The following is a 16,557-nucleotide window of genomic DNA, read 5'->3' as shown; positions in this document are numbered from 1 at the left end:
TCATAATACCCCTGAACAGTCGAGTTATCCACATATAAACGCCAAAAACGCAAAAATATTTTATCTATAGTATTCAGTATGTTATCTGTCATATGCCGACATTATAGCCAGCTCTACCAATTTCGCACCTGAGTAACATTTTCTGTGCATAACCTGTGTGTATCTTTTTGAAAAGGTGTGTACTACTGTTCTAAACAACGACACTCAGCGTCTGTGTGGAGGGCGCCCACACACACAAAAGTCAGCCTGCCTCACGGTATCTCCTAAAACAAAACCGCTGCGCCTACGCCAATAAAATAGTTGCGCTTTTGATTGAATTAGGCAGCGCATTTACATAGAATAGCCCACCGTTTTTCTGGCCGGACACTAAACTCAAGCGTTTTGTAAGACGAATGGGTTTACCGGCTGCTCTATCAATCTGGAACACATACGATGAAAAGAACATTCCAACCTAGCGTTTTAAAGCGCGCTCGCACGCACGGCTTTCGCGCTCGTATGGCCACTAAAGGCGGCCGCAACGTAGTCGGGCGCCGCCGAGCCAAAGGCCGCAAGCGTCTGACTGCATAGAGTTACAGCTTGGCTGGCCAGAGCTCTGGGTTCGGCAAAGAAAAGCGCCTACTCAACGCCAAAGACTACAGCCGCGTGTTTGACAACCCCGATGCCCGAGCCTCACATCAGAACGTATTGCTACTGGCAAAAATTAATGACCGCACGGGTCATCGTTTGGGCTTGGTCATCGCCAAGAAGAATGTTCGACTAGCCGTTCATCGAAATCGAATAAAACGAGTGGCTCGCGAATTTTTACGTACCCGCCCAGCCGGTGAATCCGCCGTCGACGTTGTGCTCCTGGCGAGGCGCGGTATAGGTGATTTGGCTAATGCTGAACTATCCTCTATATTGCAGCAGCAGTGGAAGAAACTGATACACCAAACCACTAAAATGACACTGAACAATAGCCAGGACTCCTAATGCGCCGCCTGTTGATTTTTCTGATCACCTGCTACAAGACTTGCCTCAGCCCCTTCATGGGTAATCATTGCCGCTTTTATCCCAGCTGCTCCTCTTATGCCCAAGAGGCGATCGACGCACACGGCGTTATTAAGGGAAGCTATCTAACCCTGCTTCGGGTGGCACGATGCCATCCCTGGCATGAAGGGGGAGAAGACCCCGTCCCGCCCTGTCCACACCAACACTAGGCCACAGATACTCTATTATGGATTTGCAACGCACACTCCTCATCGGCGCCATTGCCGCACTATCGTTTATGCTGCTCACAAAATGGGTTAGCTTCACTGACGAAAAAAGTGCATCGGTGATGCAAGACACATCACGTCTTATTTCAGCCACAGACGAAGTGCCCTCAGCACTGCCCGCACCCGCAATAGATTCTGTCGCTAACGCCGAAGAAGACATTCCTGTCGCTCCAGAATACAGTTCTTCAGAGGCCAAACCGTCCACTACCGTTGACGTTAAAAGCGGGCGTATTATCCAGATTAAGACGGACGTATTACAGCTGGCAGTCGACTTACAAGGGGGCGACATCATGGAGCTTTCACTGCCAAAGTTTTTGGCAGAACTGGACGATCCCAATGACCCATTCGTATTGCTGGAAGACAATGCCGCCCTGACCTATATCGCACAAAGTGGACTCATCGGCCCCGACGGAATCGACAGTAATGGCAGAGCTCTTTTTAACGCCTCATCCGCCACCTACGTCCTTAACCCTGGAGACGATTCAGTTGTTGTTGATCTGCAATGGCAAGGCAACGCAGGCGTCCGCGTCACCAAGCGCTTCACCTTGTACCCTGGCTCCTACCTCATCGACGTGGACTATTTGATTGAAAACAATAGCGCAGAGCGCTGGCAGGGTAATCTGTTTGGACAAATCAAACGAGGGAGTGCGCCACCTCCGTCCGCGAATACTAACGCCATGGGCATGAAGCCATTCTTGGGAGTCGCGCTCACACAGCCTGACGACCGCTTTACCAAGTTCACCTTTGATGACCTTGAAGAAGAGTCCTTCAAAGCCCAGCTGCCCGGAGGATGGATAGCGGTGGTGCAGCACTACTTTCTAAGCGCCTGGATTCCAAATCCTGACCAAATCCAGACTTACAGCGCACGCGTAACCTCTACCGGCTTCAACATCGCGGGATTCACCAGCCCGGCTCTAACCCTCGATCCGGGTAAATCCGGAGAAGTCGGTGCCAAATTCTATGCTGGACCAAAGGATCAGTACCGACTTCAAGAAATTTCACCCTATTTGGACCTCACTGTAGACTACGGTTTTCTTTGGTGGATCGCCCAGCCGCTTTTCTGGTTACTGACAAACATCCACGCGTTAGTAGGTAACTGGGGTGTTGCCATTATATTGCTGACTGTTCTCATTAAGGCCGCTTTTTTCAAACTCTCTGCTGCCTCTTACCGATCGATGGCGAACATGCGGCGCGTTCAACCCAAAATGGTCGATATCAGAGAACAGTTCGCTGACGACAAACAAAAACAATCTCAAGCCATGATGGAGCTTTACAAGAAAGAAAAAATTAATCCGATGGGCGGCTGCCTTCCTATCTTAGTTCAAATGCCTGTATTTATAGGCCTTTACTGGATGTTGATGGAAAGCGTCGAGCTGCGACAAGCGCCTTTTATACTCTGGATTAAAGATCTAGCCGTAATGGACCCCTATTTCGTCCTACCTCTGATGATGGGCGCTAGCATGTTCTATATGCAGAAACTCAATCCGCCCCCGCCCGACCCAATGCAGGCGAAAATCATGCAATGGATGCCTGTTATGTTTACCTTCTTTTTCCTCTGGTTTCCGGCTGGGCTGGTTTTGTATTGGGTCGTCAATAACTTACTCTCCATGGCGCAGCAATACGTCATCACCCGTCAGATAGAAAAGGCTGCCGCTAAGGCCTAGAATGACTAACAACCGTTAACGCGCCAGGTTTTAAGTCATGCACCAGGAAACGATCGTCGCTATAGCAACAGCCTCCGGTCACGGCGGTATTGGAATTATTCGGCTGTCCGGGCCCAGCGCACGCTCTATTGGTGAAACCATTACCGCGGTCACCCTTGCGCCGCGCTACGCTCATTTTTGTCGCCTACGTGATAGTACCGGTTCCGTGTTGGATTCCGGTATAAGCCTTTTTTTCCCCGCGCCAAATTCGTTTACTGGAGAAGACGTGGTGGAGCTGCAGGCTCACGGTGGTCCGATAATATTGGATCTACTTCTGCGCGAAACCTGCAAACATGGCGCCCGACAGGCGTTACCTGGGGAATTTTCACAGCGTGCCTATCTCAATAATAAAATAGACTTAGCTCAAGCAGAAGCGATTGCTGATCTTATTAACAGCACAACAGAGCAGGCGGCGCTTAATGCTAGCCGCTCACTGCAAGGCGTCTTTTCGAAAAAAATCGAATTACTGATAAGGCATGTCACGCGGTTAAGAGTTTATGTAGAGGCTGCTATCGACTTCCCAGAAGAGGAGATCGATTTCCTTCAAAACAGCCAAGTCTCACAACAGCTACACACCATCTCCGAGCAGTTTGAAGCTGTAATGGGTGAGGCCAAACAAGGCGCTTTAGTCCAGGAGGGAATGAAGCTCGTAATAGCCGGCAGACCCAACGCCGGAAAGTCTAGCCTCCTTAACGCCCTTTCTGGACAAGATACCGCTATCGTTACAGCAATAGAAGGGACGACTCGCGATGTGTTACGACAACACATCCAAATTGATGGTCTGCCTATCCATATCGTCGACACAGCAGGTCTACGCGACAGCGACGATGTCATTGAACAGGAGGGCATTCGCCGAGCGTGGGCGGAAATTGATTCAGCGGATCGCATACTATTGGTAGTCGATGGGAGTGCCCATTCTGACGTCAGCGCTGTTCTTAGCGGCCTATGGCAAGAGGAAAACTCACCGCTACGCCGTGATATACCCGTAACCATCATAAAAAACAAATGCGATTTGACCAGTGATGGCCCAGACATAGCATTAGCTTCAGACAATACAGTCATTAATTTATCCGCCAAATCCGGCGCGGGAATAGATTTACTTAGGACACACTTGAAGACTTGTATCGGCTATACCGAGGGAGGGCAAGGAAGTTTCAGTGCCCGCCGCCGTCACCTACAGTCACTTGAAGACGCAAAAAACTTATTTTTAAATGGTCAAAAACAACTACTAGAGTCCGGTGCTGGTGAATTACTTGCTGAAGATTTACGTCTGTGTCAAAACAGCCTAGGTGACATTACCGGCGCCGTCAGCAGTGATGAACTCTTAGGCGTTATCTTTTCGAGCTTTTGTATTGGAAAATAAAACGCTGTTTCTCCATGTTACACACATGATTTTCACACCTAATACATTTTCTATTCCTTATACCTATCTTCTTCAGTTTCTATTTCCTCTTTTACACTAACGCCTTTTTTAACTAACGTGTTTGTACCTAACATCTTAGCAATCTTTGTATAAGCCGTGAGTAAGATAGACTCTTATCCACGATGGCATATCGGCTATTAAAAGTATCCACAAAAAAAGACTTTTAACACACCGCTTAAGCACGGTTTTCAACCAGCTAATACTGATTTTTTCCTAACGGTTTTCATTGCTTCAATATATTGATTTAAATCAATAAACCGCTGTTTTCCACTGAAATAATGGCCCTTAATAACAGTAGTAACAATAATACTTACCTATATACATACCTATATATCTAACTAATTATAAATGGTTTATACGGAGTAAAAAAACGCAAAATCTTTTGGATGTCATAATTTCAGCTGGGCTAAAAATAATTATAAATAGGGTTGGACGTGATCTTCAAATAAGCGCAAGCTCTTCCATCCAACGTCGATAGAAACCCCCCCAGTGAGTGGAGCAAGATGCAATGAACCTGTTTTCTTTATTGATTCCAAGGCCTGTTCTGGAGAAAGGACACGGTATTTCCCTTCCCGTTTTAATTCTTCAATATTGCCAGCAAACGATTCTGCATACGCTCGACGGTTAGGGTGTTGCCACATGGCATAAGCCTTTGCGTCATACAGTAAATGCTCACCAATATTTTTCCAATCAGCAGCAGGATCTTGACTAATAAATGTTGTAGACGGTTCACCTGGAGAGATAATAAAACCCCGCTTAACACCATACTCCCGACAGGCATCCATATATATTTTTTCTAATTTCAAGTCGTCAATTGCTGGACAGAAAAATAAACCTAGCCGTGCTGCCCTTAGAGCTGCTGCTTTACTGTTCCCACCAATCATTAACAAGCTATTAATTTTAGATACAGGAAGCGGGTTTAATCGTGTAGAAGGACCACTATTGCGACCACATTCACCTTTAAGCGTCTGTATTAAAATATCCAGTTTTTCATCAAAAACTTTTCCGCGTTGTGACCACTCAACATCAAAGGATTGATACTCTATTTCTCGGTAACCAAGACCGCAAGTCACCGAGAAACGACCTCCAGCCACCTGGTCTATTAAGCAGATGTCTTCCGCCAATCTTAAAGGGTTGTGCAGCGGCACCAGCAGAGCGCTAACACTGACACGAATCCTCTTAGTGCACGCAATCATCATGCCGGCAAGTTGTAGTGGTGCAGATAAAAAGCCATCACAAGTAGTATGATGTTCAGACAAACCCACAACATTGACCATCTGGTTATCAGCCCAGCTTGCCATGTCTAGCGCTGCCCGATAACGATCTGCAGACGTATCTTTGCACAGTGGTGAGGTTCGCATATCAAAGCGGAGAACGATGTTGCTTGTTGTTGTACGGCGAGTCATTTCGAAAGTCTTAGTAAATGCTTATTCAGCATCCAGCAGTTTTTTCGCCTTAATCCAGGCACCGATAGTAACGCCCATATTATGTGGGTTATAGGCATCTTCCTCATACTTGAATACACCATTGCCGGCATAATGCAAAATGGTTATGTTCGGTTCCTGATAAATATAGCCGTCACCTAAGTCAGTCATACGGTTCATGACTTCGGCGATAACCCAGCCTTTATCTTCATCAATGGTATACCAGGTGACAGGAAAAGCCGTCATCTCGCTAGCAGGCCATTTATTCATCGTTGCGGTAATCCAACTATGAATATTATCACGGCCCCAGAATCGTCCATAGTGGTGTTCAAAATACGTGGCGTCTTCCGTAAAACAAGCTGCCCAGTCAGTCCAGTCTTTAGTTTGTGCCCCTTTTAAAGCAGCAGCCTGATAATGATCAAAAGCGTGTTCAATTTCTAATCGCTCCCATCGTGACATAGTCGTTATCCTTTTATTTATACTAAGGGGTTAAAAAATGTGCTCTTGCAATAGCGTTAGGCTGATCAGCATGTTCTTGCCAGGCGGTAATAGTAATGTTGCTAATGAACCGGCCTTGGCGACTTAATAGGCATTTAGCATAAGTATCGCGCAGTCGTGCAGGTCGCAAATAGTCTAGAGAGAAATTAATGATTTTGGGTAAAGCAGGATTATCCATGTTAGCGATCAGGTGAAGCGTGGCCGCCTGTTCCATGAAAGAGCCGACAACACCACCGTGCAATGCAGGCAGGGAAGGATTTCCGATAAATCTTTTGTCCTCTGGAAGGATAAATAAAATATCGCCCTTGTTTAGTTCGGCCTTGATCCCAAGAAACACGGCATACGGTACCTTTTGCAACCACATTTCCAGTGCAGCTAGGTTGGGGCTGTTGCGAACGTTATCTACCAGCGCCATTTTAGACAGCGTCCTGATCGGTGGGGACGAGCCAAGACAAGTCAATGTCTGCAACTCGGACCCAGCTTCCAGTAGCCCGCGCAATAGGGTTTTCTTTCGACTCACAGTAGGCGTACCCTTCGACAAAGAGTATTTTGCGGGTGGCCTTGTATACCCGTGCTGAAGCAAATACATCCATCCCTGGCGGCGCGACACAAAGGTGATCAATGCGCAGGTCTAGCGTTGGAGTAACGGATGGTTCAGTGGTGTCACAACACACGGTGGCCATCCCTAAGGTCTGGTCTAGCAACACGGTTAATACCCCGCCATGCAACGTCCCTGCGTCGGAGTCGCCCACCAGTGCGGTCTGATAGGGTAGTTTTAACGTGAGCTCTTCCCCATCGATGCGCTCGACCTGAATCCCGAGTAATGCCGCATGGGGAATATGATCGTTCATTATTTTCACGAGGTTATATTTTTGGCTGTTGCTCAGTACAGGCATGCAAAAAACTCATGGAGCTGACGAGAGGATAATATGGACGAAGAATAAGAAAAGTGCCATTCCTGGATGAAATAATGGCGGCTTGGTTTGAATGCGCCTCGACGATGCGTCGAAGCGCAGCATTAAAGCGTTAAAGCAGGGGCGCGATCACCAGGCTAACGATGGCCATTACGTTAATTAGGATATTCATTGCAGGGCCTGAGGTGTCTTTAAAGGGGTCACCTACTGTATCACCAACGACGACGGCGGAATGAGTATCCGATCCCTTACCACCTAGATTACCTTTCTCTACATACTTCTTGGCGTTATCCCATGCGCCCCCAGCATTAGCCATCATTAAGGCCATTAGAACACACGCGAGCAACGCGCCAGCCAGCATGCCTCCGAGAGAAGCAGCACCGAGGCCAAAGCCGACGATAACCGGCGCAGACACAGCAATGACGCCAGGTAGAATCATGCGGCGTAGCGCGGCAGTGGTGGCAATGTCGACGCACTTTTCTGTATCAGGTTCAGCGGTACCTTCTAACAGACCCGGAATCTCGCGAAACTGACGGCGAATTTCATTGATCATGTCGAAAGCCGCCTCGCCCACAGCGGTCATGGTAATAGCCGCTATCAGAAACGGAATTGTTCCACCGATAAACATGCCTACCAAAACGACGGGTTCGGTAAGGACCAAGGAGAAGTCAGCGGTGTGCACCTGCACCGTCTCCACAAAAGCGGCGATGATCGCTAAAGCAGCTAGCGCTGCCGCACCAATGGCGAACCCTTTTCCAATAGCAGCAGTGGTGTTGCCTACTTCGTCTAGCCCGTCGGTGATCTTGCGAGTTTCTTCACCCATGCCGGCCATTTCAGCGATCCCGCCCGCGTTATCTGCGACTGGGCCATAGGCATCAATTGCCATTGTTATTCCCACGGTGGCCAGCATGCCGACGGCGGCAATACCGACGCCATAGAGGCCTGAGAGTTCTGTAGAGATATAAATAATAGCGGCTAAAAACAGGACCGGCAGAACAACAGATTGCATACCGACGGCCAAACCCGTGATCATAACCGTTGCTGCGCCGGTTTCTCCGGACTTAGCAATTTTCTTAACGGGTCCACCGCCGGTGTAGTACTCAGTAATCAAACCGATAAAGACACCGCCGACGGCGCCACAAATCACTGACCACCAAACGTTGGGCGGTATATCCATAGCTTCCATCATGTACCATGCCATGATGGCAAAAATAACAGGTGCTAAGAGCGTGCCAGAACGCAAAGCAGCCTCTGGGGGGGCGTTAGATCGGATACGAACAATCACTATGCCGCAAACGGATGCCAATAGGCCGATAGTGGCTAAAGCGAGAGGAAGGAACATCATTGCATCTCGTGTCGCTGCCACCGTCATTGTCGACGCGATAGCGACGCAAGCAATCATCGCGCCGCAGTATGACTCGAAAATATCCGAACCCATACCGGCAATGTCACCGACATTATCACCGACATTGTCTGCAATAACGCCTGGGTTACGAGGATCGTCTTCTGGGATGCCCGCTTCGATTTTTCCGACCAAGTCGGCTCCGACATCAGCACTCTTGGTAAAAATGCCGCCACCGACGCGCGAGAATAAAGCGACTACAGATGCCCCCATGCCAAAGCCGTGGATGGCATGCGCGGTGCCAGGGTCACCGCCGAAATACCAATAAACACCTCCAAGACCAACGAGGCCCAGTGATGCAACGCATAAGCCCATGACAGAGCCACCATAGAATGCAACAGACAGCGCCGTTTTTTGACCGTGGTTGTGGGCCGCCACCGTGGTGCGCACGTTAGCCTTCGTGGCAGCGAACATACCCAGATAGCCCGCAGTAGCAGAAGATACTGCGCCTGCTGTAAAAGCGATGGCGGTGTTAAGGCCTAGTGGCGAAACAAAGATAGCCACCAGCAGCACTACCGAAAATATAGCCAACATTTTGTATTCACGGTGCATAAACACCATCGCGCCGAGATGTATTTGATCACCGATTTTTTTAACCACGCCGTCACCGGGATCATGGCGGAGCATGATGTGGTAGATGATGAAAGCAATGGCAAGGCCAGCAAAACCAATAATAGGTGGGATGACAAAGTATTCAGTCATAGACAAACTCCAGTATTTTATTATTTATAGTATGCTCCGCATGCTACCTAAATTGTGGTAACAGTGACAAGTGAAACAATGAAATGTCTGGCCCGGGAATAAAAAGCGGTACTTGCATGCTGATAAACCAGAGTGTGTCTCACAGGCCATCAGACTAGGAGAGAACATGAAACACACAGAGGCAAGGCTGCAAGGAGCCGACCAGCGTTCAATTTATCGTCAGTGCTGGGAGCCAGAGGCGACACCCAAAGCAATCTTGTTGTTAGTCCATGGCGCTGGAGAGCACAGTGGGCGCTATACGCATGTGGCGGAGTTCTTTGTTGGGCAGGGTTTGGCTGTATCAGCGCTGGATCACCGTGGGCACGGGCATTCTGATGGCAAGCCAGGGCATATAGACATGTTTGACGATTATCTCGTTGATTTGGCAGTATTTCATAATGAGGTAGGGAGTCGGTTCCCGGGTGTGCCAATATTTCTCCTTGGCCACAGTTTGGGTGGCCTGATCGCTTGCAATTATCTTTTGCAGCAGCAGGATCGGTTTGTCGGCTGCATCCTATCCGGCGCGCTTATTAAGTCCGATTTACAGCCCGGATGGGTGCAAATGGGGGTCATTCGGCTGCTGGCGCTACTGGCGCCGCGATTGGGTGTAATGCAGCTAGATGCGAGCGGCGTCAGCCGCGACGCCGAGGAAGTGAAAAAATATGTCGATGACCCGCTGGTGCTCCATGGGAAGGCTTCGGCGCGGATGGTGCGAGAGCTATTTGCCGGCATGGCGACCTTACAAGCAGACGCAGCAGACATTACGTTGCCGATGCTGATGCTTCATGGAGACGCAGACGTATTAACCTCGCCTGATGGGTCGCGCTATTTGCACCAGCACATAAGCTCCACGGACAAAACACTCACGATGTATCCGGGTTTGTATCACGAAATTCTCAATGAACCTGAGCGCCAAGACGTTCTGGATCAAATCCTTAGCTGGTGCGAGGCGAGACTACCCGCCAACTGATCCAGCATTTAGAGTGGCGCCGAACATATTTTGAACAACAGCCATTGCCCGCGTATAATCTCTCACCCCCCAAAAGAGTGTGCACTTGGCATGCGAGGCCGGCAGTGGAATATCAGCAACAGTTTGAAGTGATCGTCATTGGCGGAGGACATGCGGGTACGGAGGCCTGTCTGGCAGCTGCCCGCATGGGTTGTCGTACCCTCTTGCTTACCCACAGCGTCGATACGCTGGGACAAATGTCCTGTAATCCTGCTATTGGCGGGATTGGAAAGAGCCACCTCGTCAAGGAGGTGGATGCCTTAGGCGGAGCTATGGCTCGTGCCACCGACCAAGCCGGGATACAGTTTCGGGTGTTGAACCGACGTAAAGGGCCGGCCGTCAGGGCCACGCGGGCCCAGGCGGACAGGGTGTTGTACAGAAATGCCATTCGCCAAATGCTCGAGTCACAACCCAACTTGTCTATATTCCAGCAACCCGTTGATGACCTGTTAATAGAGAATGGCCAAATAGCCGGTGCGATTACGCAAATGGGGCTCGTTTTTCGGGCGCCGCGAGTGATTCTTACTAGCGGCACGTTCCTCGGTGGGAAAATACACATTGGGCTTGAGAACAACTCTGCGGGCCGCGCCGGAGACCCGCCGTCCATTGCTCTTGCAGCGCGCTTGCGGGAGCTGCCATTTCGGGTAGCGCGCCTGAAAACGGGCACACCGCCGAGAATTGATGCACGCAGCGTCGATTTCGCCGGATTAGAAGAACAGTGGGGCGATCAGCCAGAGCCGGTCATGTCCTATATGGGCGGTATCGCGGAACACCCCGAGCAGCGTTGCTGCTGGATCACTCATACCAATGAGCAAACCCACGATATTATTCGAGGCGGCCTGGACCGGTCGCCCTTATATTCAGGCGTCATAGAGGGGGTCGGGCCGCGTTACTGTCCCAGTATTGAAGACAAGATTCACCGATTTGCGGATAAAAGTTCGCATCAGATTTTTATAGAGCCGGAAGGGTTAACCACGCGGGAGCTTTATCCCAATGGCATTTCCACCAGCCTGCCATTTGATGTTCAGGTCGATCTAGTGCGCTCTATCAAAGGGTTTGAGAGCGCTCACATCACCAGGCCTGGGTACGCTATCGAATACGACTTCTTCGATCCACGGGATCTTAACGCAACCCTGGAGACAAAAGCGCTCCCGGGGCTATACTTTGCTGGGCAGATCAATGGCACTACTGGGTATGAAGAGGCCGCCGCACAAGGCTTGTTGGCCGGGCTTAACGCCGCACTCGCGGTGCGCGAGAAGGAGGCCTGGACCCCGCGGCGAGACGAGGCCTATATTGGCGTGTTGGTAGACGACTTGATCACAATGGGCACTCTTGAGCCCTATCGCATGTTTACGTCTCGCGCGGAGTACCGATTACTGCTACGTGAAGACAATGCGGATCTGCGACTCACCGAGCGCGGGAGGGCATTGGGTCTTGTGGACGATGCGCGTTGGGAGCGCTTTGAAGGAAAACGCGATGAAATAGAGCGCGAAACAACCCGACTGGCGACCAGCTGGGTTCATCCCCACACCCCTCAGGCCGAAGCGCTCTCTGGAAAACTAAAAAACCCGATTGTCCGCGAGTATTCACTGGCTGAACTACTGAAAAGACCGGAGCTTGAATACGCGGACCTCGCCGCGCTGGTGGGAGAGCCGAGTGCAGACCCCCAAGCAGCAGAACAAGTTGAGATACAGGCAAAGTACGCAGGCTACATCGAAAGACAGAAAGAGGATATTGCGCGTCTGCGTCGCAATGAACATACACCGCTGCCTCCTAATTTGGATTACAACGCGGTTGACGGGCTGTCTAATGAGGTAAAGCAAAGGTTGAGTGCCGCCCGGCCCGACTCTCTGGCACGCGCCGGGCGAATACCCGGCGTTACGGCGGCCGCTATTGCACTGCTGCTGATTTACCTCAAAAAGCGCGGCGCCCTCGGCAGCGATATGCGGGAAGGCTCCGATAGCCAGCGCAAGTTGGCCTGAATTGCAGCCAGACCTGATGTATCGGTTGCAGCAGGGCTGCGACGACCTGCAGTTGTCTCTTGGCAGCGACCAGCGGGCACGGTTGATCGACTATGTAGCTCTGCTGTCAAAATGGAATACGGCATATAACTTGACCGCGGTGCGCGAAGAGGCGGACATGGTCACGCGTCACCTGCTGGATAGCCTGGCGATTGCGCCTTTTCTCGCGGGCCAGCGTGTTCTGGATGTTGGAACGGGGGCGGGCCTGCCGGGAGTCCCTATGGCAATACTTTTTCCTCAGCGAGAGTTTCATCTGCTGGACAGTAACGGCAAGAAGACTCGGTTTCTTTTTCAGGTGAAAACAGCACTGCGCTTGGATAATATGGTTGTTCATCAGGCACGGGTGCAATCATTTCGTGTTGTTGAGCCGTTTGACGCGGTGTTATCGCGGGCTTTTGCTTCTTTGCAGGATATGATGCATGGTTGCCGCCACCTGCTGGCTCCAGAGGGTCGGCTGTTGGCGATGAAGGGGGCGTATCCTGCGGAGGAGCTGGATGCAATTGGCCAAGAGGGCGCGCAGGTGGCCGTTCACCCGCTCGTCGTGCCGGGGCTCTGTGAGCATCGACATCTGGTAGAGATTGCGCTGTAACAGAGCACGTGCCGACCGTAACACTATTGCCAGGGGCAAGTTCATTGACCAAAATTATCGCAATCGCGAATCAAAAAGGTGGCGTTGGCAAGACCACGACCAGCATCAACCTTGCGGCATCGCTAGCGGCGATGAAGAAGCGCGTGTTGCTTGTGGACCTAGATCCACAAGGCAATGCCACTATGGGCAGCGGTATTGATAAACACGCTATCGAGCGCAGCATCTACGACGTTCTGGTGCACGGCGCGCCTATCCACCTCGTAACATGCCCTGCGGGCGCAAGTGGTTACGATGTTTTGCCTGCCAATAGCGACCTGACGGCGGCTGAAGTGGAACTGCTAGACGTTGAACACAAGGAGCGCCGCCTAAGGATGGCGCTCTCTCAATCCTCTAGCGAATACGACTACATACTGATTGACTGTCCTCCCTCCCTTAACATGCTGACCATCAATGCCCTGGTTGCCGCTGACGGAGTGATTATTGCCATGCAATGCGAATACTTCGCCCTGGAGGGCTTGGCAGCCCTATCACGGACTATTGAAAGCGTGGCTGAAACACTCAACGACGACCTGCGGATCGAGGGGATACTGCGCACTATGTACGACCCCCGTAACAGCCTTACGACAGACGTGTCAGCGCAGTTGCGCGCGCATTTTGGCGACAAGGTCTATCGTACGGTTGTCCCCAGAAATGTGCGCCTTGCGGAAGCCCCCAGCCACGGCCTTCCGGCCATGTACTACGATAAAAACTCTCGCGGGTCCAAGGCCTACATGGCGCTGGCGGGAGAAATCATCCGGCGAGCGGAGCAAGAGGCAAAGCAGCAGCCTAAAAATGTCGTGGCGGCCTGTAATGAGGGAGATTAGAGATGGCAGGTAAAAAACGGGGCTTGGGGCGGGGACTTGATGCGTTGCTCGGGGCAGGCAATAACATGCAATCTGTTGGCTCGGAGGCGCATGCCGGCTCAAAAGACGCCATGGGCGGCGAGGATTCAGCATTTAAAGAGCTAGCAGTAGACCTTATTCAGAGCGGCAAGTACCAACCACGCCGGGAGATTGAGCCAGAATCTCTGCGTGAACTGGCGGACAGTATTATTGCTCAGGGCCTAATGCAGCCGATCGTCGTGCGTCCTATCTCTGATCAAAAGTACGAAATCATCGCGGGCGAACGGCGATGGCGGGCCACGCAATTGGCTGGTTTGGATGTTATCCCCGCGGTTATCCGTGACGTTTCCGATCAGGCTGCGATTGCTATGGCGCTGATAGAAAATATACAGCGCGAGGATCTCAACCCGATAGAGGAAGCAGCTTCACTGCAGCGGCTGCAGCGCGAATTTGAGCTTACGCAACAGGAAGTGGCAACAGCGGTAGGTAAATCCCGATCCACAGTCGCCAATATGCTGCGCCTGATGACGTTACAGGAAGATGTGCGGCGCCTACTGGAACACGGTGATCTAGAGATGGGACATGCGCGTGCGTTGCTAGGTTTGGAGGGGTCCGATCAATCTCAGGCAGCGCGCACCGTGGTAGGCAAAGGTTTGACGGTGCGTCAAACAGAAGCTTTGGTGCGCAATTGGTCGGCGAAAAAGACACAACCCGCATCCGACGCCTCGGTTGACCCTAATATTCGCCATTTACAAGACGACCTGTCGCAGCGTCTTGGGGCAAAGGTCAAAATCCAACACAGCGCAAAAGGTAAAGGTAAGCTGGTATTGCATTACAATAGCCTGGATGAGCTGGACGGCATTTTGAGTCATATCAAATAAGACCGCAACACACGATATCGTCGCCAAGATTGGCGCCAGCACAAGGCTCTGTGCCGGCGCAGAATGTCTGCGATCATGTCTTGATCTGGGAATAGGGGGTGTAAATCAAGACCAAAAACACTCAGTTGCCCAGCCGGCGATAACTCGGTTGAACCTGTCGGACAATGCCCCTATAATGCTCGCCCGAAATGAGGAAGCTCGGTGTACCTAATGACGACGGGAGTGACGCGAGGCGCTGATGGCTGGTGCTGAAATAGCGCGCCCCCCGGTATACCGAATCACTTGGGTTCAATTGGCATTGCTTGTTGTGGCAAGCCTTTTTTTGCTGATGTCCGATAGAGTTATTGCTTACTCGGTATTCAGCGGTGGCCTCACAGCCATAGTGCCACAGGCATATTTTGCGCTGTACGCCTTTAGGTGGCGCGGCGCGCGTTCAGCCCAAGCCATAGCTCGGGCCAGCTATGTTGGCGAAGTAGGTAAGTTTGCACTCAGTGTTGCTGGCTTCGCCATAGTGTTTACTATGTTGCGGCCAATAAGTGGCCTGGCAGTTTTTGCCGGTTTTCTTGCCATGCTGGTTATTCAAATTATAGGCAGTTGGTTGCTGTTAAAAGGCGACTGGCGAAAATAGATAGATTCAAGGGTTTTGATAGATGGCAGGCTCAACCCAGACCGTTTCTGAATACATTACGCACCACCTGACAAACCTTACCTATGGCGAATTGCCGGGCGGCTTTGAGCGTGAGGACGGCGCTATTATTGGCGAAGGCGGCGCGTGGGTGATGGCGCGCGGCGCAGAAGAAGCTTCTGCAATGGGGTTTAACGCGATTCATGTGGACTCTATGTTGTGGTCGATCGGCCTTGGCATTGTTTTTTGTTGGCTGTTTCGCCGAGTGGCTAAAAAGGCAGAGACAGGTGTCCCTAGCGGCATGGTCAACATGGTAGAAATGATTGTTGAGTTTGTAGATGGCACTGTGCGTGATACCTTCCACGGACAAAATCGGATGATTGCACCGCTGGCGTTAACTATATTTGTCTGGGTGTTGCTGATGAACCTAATGGACCTTGTTCCAATTGATCTGGTTCCCAAGATTTTAGAGATCGTTGCCGGCGTTCATTTCCAGAAAATCGTGCCCTCTACGGATCCGAATATTACGATGGGTATGGCGATGGGTGTCTTTATTTTGATGCTCTATTACTCGATTAAAATTAAAGGCGTTGGCTTCCTCAAGGAGTTGAGCTTCACCCCGTTTAATCACTGGGCTTTTATCCCGGTTAACCTTTTTATGGAGGTGGTTGGTTTATTAGCCAGGCCTTTCTCTCTCGGCTTACGATTGTTTGGCAATCTGTATGCGGGGGAAATGATTTTTATCCTGATAGCGGCGCTCTTTAGTGCCGGGGTCGGCTGGATGATTCCTGCCGGTTTGTTGCAAGTTGCCTGGGGTATTTTCCATTTGCTGGTCATTCCTCTGCAGGCATTTATCTTTATGGTTTTGACAATTGTGTATCTCAGCATGGCCCATGAGGACCACTGATTCATTTTTTAATGTATGTTTTGCTTAATGTAACGATAGGAGAAAAAAATGCCTGAATTAATCTACGTAGCTGCCGCCATTATGATGGGTCTGGGTGGTCTTGGAGCCGCTATTGGCGTTGGTCTGCTGGGCGGAAAGCTTATAGAGGGTTCTGCTCGTCAGCCTGAATTGGCACCCAAACTGCAGGTTACCTTCTTTCTGGGAGCAGGCTTGGTCGATGCGATCCCAATTATTGGTGTCGGTATCGCAATGTACCTGATCTTCGTTGTCGCAGCTTAAATCAACT

The 16,557-nt window shown here is 50.8% G+C and carries 18 protein-coding genes; 13 read left to right on the top strand and 5 right to left on the bottom strand.

The annotated features are described in order from the left end of the window. Positions 1 to 432 precede the first annotated feature (432 nt). From rpmH to mnmE, 5 genes are read left to right on the top strand one after another with little or no spacing between them, the layout of a single operon-like run. Positions 433 to 567, top strand: a complete 135-nt coding sequence (rpmH, locus tag ABXT62_RS16795; RefSeq protein ID WP_415356493.1) for a 50S ribosomal protein L34 — start codon at positions 433 to 435, stop codon at positions 565 to 567. 9 nt (positions 568 to 576) lie between these two features. Beyond that, the gene (gene rnpA / locus ABXT62_RS16790; protein WP_415356492.1) at positions 577 to 969 is read left to right on the top strand and encodes a ribonuclease P protein component; all 393 of its coding nucleotides are present in this window, start codon (positions 577 to 579) and stop codon (positions 967 to 969) included. Continuing rightward, positions 969 to 1,196: a membrane protein insertion efficiency factor YidD gene (gene yidD, locus ABXT62_RS16785; RefSeq protein ID WP_415356491.1), complete on the top strand. Its 228-nt coding sequence runs from the start codon at positions 969 to 971 to the stop codon at positions 1,194 to 1,196. The genes rnpA and yidD overlap by 1 nt, the downstream gene beginning before the upstream one ends. Before the next feature lie 17 nt (positions 1,197 to 1,213). Continuing rightward, positions 1,214 to 2,917 (top strand): membrane protein insertase YidC, encoded by a 1,704-nt coding sequence (yidC, locus tag ABXT62_RS16780; protein ID WP_415356490.1) that lies wholly within the window; start codon positions 1,214 to 1,216, stop codon positions 2,915 to 2,917. Positions 2,918 to 2,954: 37 nt separating this feature from the next. Further along, positions 2,955 to 4,319, top strand: coding sequence for a tRNA uridine-5-carboxymethylaminomethyl(34) synthesis GTPase MnmE (mnmE, locus tag ABXT62_RS16775; protein ID WP_415356489.1), 1,365 nt, complete (start codon positions 2,955 to 2,957; stop codon positions 4,317 to 4,319). 476 nt (positions 4,320 to 4,795) lie between these two features. On the opposite strand, the gene ABXT62_RS16770 is transcribed toward mnmE, so the two are convergent. From ABXT62_RS16770 to ABXT62_RS16750, 5 genes are all read right to left on the bottom strand, one after another. Beyond that, a complete protein-coding gene (locus ABXT62_RS16770) occupies positions 4,796 to 5,785 on the bottom strand; it encodes an LLM class flavin-dependent oxidoreductase (protein WP_415356488.1) in 990 nt (329 codons plus the stop codon). A 21-nt stretch (positions 5,786 to 5,806) separates the two neighbouring features. Then, a complete protein-coding gene (locus ABXT62_RS16765; protein WP_415356487.1) occupies positions 5,807 to 6,262 on the bottom strand; it encodes a nuclear transport factor 2 family protein in 456 nt (151 codons plus the stop codon). 22 nt (positions 6,263 to 6,284) lie between these two features. Next, positions 6,285 to 6,716, bottom strand: coding sequence for a PaaI family thioesterase (locus tag ABXT62_RS16760; RefSeq protein WP_415356486.1), 432 nt, complete (start codon positions 6,714 to 6,716; stop codon positions 6,285 to 6,287). A gap of 1 nt (position 6,717) precedes the next feature. Then, positions 6,718 to 7,197: a PaaI family thioesterase gene (locus tag ABXT62_RS16755; protein ID WP_415356485.1), complete on the bottom strand. Its 480-nt coding sequence runs from the start codon at positions 7,195 to 7,197 to the stop codon at positions 6,718 to 6,720. Between the two features lie 130 nt (positions 7,198 to 7,327). Next, positions 7,328 to 9,319: a sodium-translocating pyrophosphatase gene (locus tag ABXT62_RS16750; RefSeq protein ID WP_415356484.1), complete on the bottom strand. Its 1,992-nt coding sequence runs from the start codon at positions 9,317 to 9,319 to the stop codon at positions 7,328 to 7,330. 166 nt (positions 9,320 to 9,485) lie between these two features. Between ABXT62_RS16750 and ABXT62_RS16745 the strand changes: the two genes are divergently transcribed. From ABXT62_RS16745 to atpE, 8 genes are all read left to right on the top strand, one after another. Beyond that, complete coding sequence (locus ABXT62_RS16745; protein ID WP_415356483.1) at positions 9,486 to 10,328, top strand: lysophospholipase; 843 nt, start codon at positions 9,486 to 9,488, stop codon at positions 10,326 to 10,328. A 104-nt stretch (positions 10,329 to 10,432) separates the two neighbouring features. After that, on the top strand, positions 10,433 to 12,349 hold the full coding sequence (mnmG, locus tag ABXT62_RS16740) for a tRNA uridine-5-carboxymethylaminomethyl(34) synthesis enzyme MnmG (protein WP_415356482.1): 1,917 nt from the start codon (positions 10,433 to 10,435) through the stop codon (positions 12,347 to 12,349). Between the two features lies 1 nt (position 12,350). Beyond that, positions 12,351 to 12,977 carry a 16S rRNA (guanine(527)-N(7))-methyltransferase RsmG gene (gene rsmG, locus ABXT62_RS16735; RefSeq protein WP_415356481.1) on the top strand — a complete coding sequence of 209 codons (627 nt, stop codon included), beginning with the start codon at positions 12,351 to 12,353 and terminating at the stop codon, positions 12,975 to 12,977. Between the two features lie 44 nt (positions 12,978 to 13,021). Continuing rightward, positions 13,022 to 13,840, top strand: coding sequence for a ParA family protein (locus tag ABXT62_RS16730; RefSeq protein WP_415356480.1), 819 nt, complete (start codon positions 13,022 to 13,024; stop codon positions 13,838 to 13,840). A 2-nt stretch (positions 13,841 to 13,842) separates the two neighbouring features. Next, positions 13,843 to 14,739, top strand: coding sequence for a ParB/RepB/Spo0J family partition protein (locus tag ABXT62_RS16725; protein ID WP_415356479.1), 897 nt, complete (start codon positions 13,843 to 13,845; stop codon positions 14,737 to 14,739). 238 nt (positions 14,740 to 14,977) lie between these two features. Continuing rightward, the gene (locus ABXT62_RS16720) at positions 14,978 to 15,367 is read left to right on the top strand and encodes an ATP synthase subunit I (RefSeq protein ID WP_415356478.1); all 390 of its coding nucleotides are present in this window, start codon (positions 14,978 to 14,980) and stop codon (positions 15,365 to 15,367) included. 22 nt (positions 15,368 to 15,389) lie between these two features. Continuing rightward, positions 15,390 to 16,271: a F0F1 ATP synthase subunit A gene (gene atpB, locus ABXT62_RS16715; RefSeq protein ID WP_415356477.1), complete on the top strand. Its 882-nt coding sequence runs from the start codon at positions 15,390 to 15,392 to the stop codon at positions 16,269 to 16,271. A 48-nt stretch (positions 16,272 to 16,319) separates the two neighbouring features. Next, positions 16,320 to 16,550 (top strand): F0F1 ATP synthase subunit C, encoded by a 231-nt coding sequence (atpE, locus tag ABXT62_RS16710; RefSeq protein WP_415356476.1) that lies wholly within the window; start codon positions 16,320 to 16,322, stop codon positions 16,548 to 16,550. The last annotated feature ends 7 nt before the right edge of the window (positions 16,551 to 16,557 follow it).

Source organism: Halioglobus sp. Uisw_031, from assembly GCF_047729875.1.
Lineage (GTDB): Bacteria > Pseudomonadota > Gammaproteobacteria > Pseudomonadales > Halieaceae > Marimicrobium.
The sequence above is the reverse complement of the archived record's forward strand: the minus strand, read 5'-3'. Positions and strand labels throughout refer to the sequence as shown.

Bases quoted from the DNA above. Each gene is read 5' to 3' on its own strand.
- ABXT62_RS16765 (WP_415356487.1), bottom strand. From the start codon at position 6,262: ATGTCACGATGGGAGCGATTAGAAATTGAACACGCTTTTGATCATTAT.
- atpE (WP_415356476.1), top strand. From the start codon at position 16,320: ATGCCTGAATTAATCTACGTAGCTGCCGCCATTATGATGGGTCTGGGT.
- atpB (WP_415356477.1), top strand. From the start codon at position 15,390: ATGGCAGGCTCAACCCAGACCGTTTCTGAATACATTACGCACCACCTG.
- ABXT62_RS16745 (WP_415356483.1), top strand. From the start codon at position 9,486: ATGAAACACACAGAGGCAAGGCTGCAAGGAGCCGACCAGCGTTCAATT.
- ABXT62_RS16720 (WP_415356478.1), top strand. From the start codon at position 14,978: ATGGCTGGTGCTGAAATAGCGCGCCCCCCGGTATACCGAATCACTTGG.
- mnmE (WP_415356489.1), top strand. From the start codon at position 2,955: ATGCACCAGGAAACGATCGTCGCTATAGCAACAGCCTCCGGTCACGGC.
- ABXT62_RS16725 (WP_415356479.1), top strand. From the start codon at position 13,843: ATGGCAGGTAAAAAACGGGGCTTGGGGCGGGGACTTGATGCGTTGCTC.
- yidD (WP_415356491.1), top strand. From the start codon at position 969: ATGCGCCGCCTGTTGATTTTTCTGATCACCTGCTACAAGACTTGCCTC.
- ABXT62_RS16770 (WP_415356488.1), bottom strand. From the start codon at position 5,785: ATGACTCGCCGTACAACAACAAGCAACATCGTTCTCCGCTTTGATATG.
- ABXT62_RS16760 (WP_415356486.1), bottom strand. From the start codon at position 6,716: ATGGCGCTGGTAGATAACGTTCGCAACAGCCCCAACCTAGCTGCACTG.
- rpmH (WP_415356493.1), top strand. From the start codon at position 433: ATGAAAAGAACATTCCAACCTAGCGTTTTAAAGCGCGCTCGCACGCAC.
- ABXT62_RS16755 (WP_415356485.1), bottom strand. From the start codon at position 7,197: ATGCCTGTACTGAGCAACAGCCAAAAATATAACCTCGTGAAAATAATG.
- ABXT62_RS16750 (WP_415356484.1), bottom strand. From the start codon at position 9,319: ATGACTGAATACTTTGTCATCCCACCTATTATTGGTTTTGCTGGCCTT.
- yidC (WP_415356490.1), top strand. From the start codon at position 1,214: ATGGATTTGCAACGCACACTCCTCATCGGCGCCATTGCCGCACTATCG.